The organism is Variovorax sp. P1_H12_2 (genome assembly GCF_056405335.1).
Genome location: NZ_JBFUCI010000665.1, coordinates 1 through 2045 on the forward strand (window position 1 = coordinate 1; position 2045 = coordinate 2045).

Here is a 2045-nt window from a genome sequence, read left to right on the forward strand (position 1 = left end):
CGATAGGCAGCCTCGAGTTCAACCAGCGCCTGTCCGTGGCACGGGCCAACTCCGTGCGCGACTACCTGGTCAGCCAAGGCGTGCCGGCCAACGTGATCCAGACCGAAGGCCGCGGCCCGTCGGACCTGAAGGTCACCGAGGCCGATTGCAAGGCCCAGGGCAAGGCCAGGAACCGTACCGAGCTCATCGCCTGCTTCGAGCCGAACCGCCGCGTGGAAATCCGCGCCGCGGGCGAGCAGGGGGGCTAGGTTCGCCGGGCGAAACCGGGTCGCTTGATCCGCCTCCCGGGTTTCGTGGAGACCCGTCAGCTTGAGTCAGGCCGGCATGGCCTGCTGCTCAAGCTGACGTTGGAGTTGGCCTCGAACCCGGCCGGCGGCACGTCGTCCAGCGGCTCTGTCAGCCGGCGGTGGTTGAACCTGAACCAGGGAGACCCATTCGAGGGTGGCCAGTTCCACGGACTCCCTAAGCGCCAACGACCCGGGTGGCCTCGGGGCAGAAACCTGCGTTGGTATCCAGTGGCTGCCGTGCACAATCGGTGGCATGTCGACCATCACTCTGTACGTTCGGGCGGGCTCGGCTGGATCACTGAAGTGTTCCAGAGTCCGATTGCCCTAGGCTGCGCATGCGAATCCACGAGCTCAAACGGCGACTGCGGGACGCCGGCGCGGGCCCCCTCCACGAACACCGCATCCTGCGGCTGTGGTCCCATGCGTTGCCCCGGGACAGCGGCAAGCGTCGACCRGAGAGCTTTTTTCCGTCGTCGCTGCTGGCTGCCTTGCCATCCATCGAAGCGGAACTCGCGGGACTGGCACGCATCCACGCGGTGCATCCCGGGGCCGATGGCTCCGAGCGGCTGCTCGTCGCCCTGGCGGACGGTCAGACCGTCGAAAGTGTGCTGCTGCCTCGAGACGGTCTCTGCGTCTCGTCGCAGGTGGGGTGTGCCGTCGGATGCCAGTTCTGCATGACGGGGCGCGACGGATTGCTGCGCCAACTGGAAAGCGCCGAGATCATTGCGCAGGTCGCCCTCGCACGCATGCGCCGGCCGGTGCGCAAGGTGGTGTTCATGGGCATGGGTGAGCCGGCCCACAACCTGGACAACGTGCTGGAAGCGATTGACCTGCTCGGCACGGCGGGCGACATCGGCCACAAGAACCTGGTGTTCTCCACCGTGGGCGATCCACGCGCGTTCGACAGACTGCACCAGGAACGCGTCAGACCTGCGCTGGCGCTCTCTTTGCACACGACCAAGGCGGAGCTGCGCAGAAAACTCCTTCCGCGGGCGCCGAACATGACGCCCGAAGAACTGGTCGCCGCATGCGAAGGCTATGCCCGGACGACCGGTTATCCGATTCAGTACCAGTGGACGCTGCTGGAAGGCGTCAACGACGGGGAAGAGGAGATTGAAGGCATCGTCCGCCTCCTTTCCGGCAAGTACGGCGTGCTGAACATGATTCCCTTCAACGCGGTGGATGGCGTGGCGTTCAGTCGCCCCTCGTGGGAGCGCTGCAAGCAGATGGCCCGCACGCTGCACCAGCGGGGCATATTGACGAAGCTGCGCTATTCAGCCGGCCAGGATGTCGACGGCGGGTGCGGTCAGTTGAGGGCGCGCGCAGCCGAAGTGCAGGTGCCGCTTCGAAGGGCCGAAGACTTGCGGCAGGCGGCATTCGACCAGAACCGCATTGCGCATCAAATCGCGAATCCGCCGTCGATCTCCACGACCTGGCCCGAGATGTAGTCGGCTTCCGGCATGCAGAGGAGCACCACGCCGCCCGCGGCCTCCTCGGGGGTACCCCCGCGGCGCAATGGAATCCGGAGGTGTATGTCATCCAGCGCGGCGCGGGTCAGGCCGACTCGCAACTTTCGACCATGGATATCGATGGCGGTTTCGCCCTTGATTTCTTGCGTCATGCGGGTCTCGATCAGGCCGAACGCGACGGCGTTGACGTTCACACGGTCAGGACCCAGCTCGCGCGCGAGGCTTAGCGTCAATCCAACAAGGCCAGCCTTCGCGGCGGAGTATCCAATCTGGCCCGCGGCGCCATGCG

General features: G+C 65.8%; 3 protein-coding genes. 2 read left to right on the forward strand and 1 reads right to left on the reverse strand.

Annotated elements, in window-relative coordinates; translation table 11 throughout:
• Positions 1–248 (forward strand): OmpA family protein (locus AC1D2K_RS33935; protein WP_478094733.1); only part of this gene is annotated, 248 nt, incomplete at its 5' end.
• A gap of 374 nt (positions 249–622) precedes the next feature.
• Complete coding sequence (locus AC1D2K_RS33940) at positions 623–1735, forward strand: RNA methyltransferase (RefSeq protein ID WP_478094735.1); 1113 nt, start codon at positions 623–625, stop codon at positions 1733–1735.
• Here AC1D2K_RS33940 and AC1D2K_RS33945 read toward each other — a convergent pair.
• On the reverse strand, positions 1687–2045 hold a 359-nt coding region (locus AC1D2K_RS33945; protein WP_478094736.1), incomplete at its 5' end, for an SDR family NAD(P)-dependent oxidoreductase. The two genes, AC1D2K_RS33940 and AC1D2K_RS33945, sit on opposite strands and share 49 nt — an antisense overlap.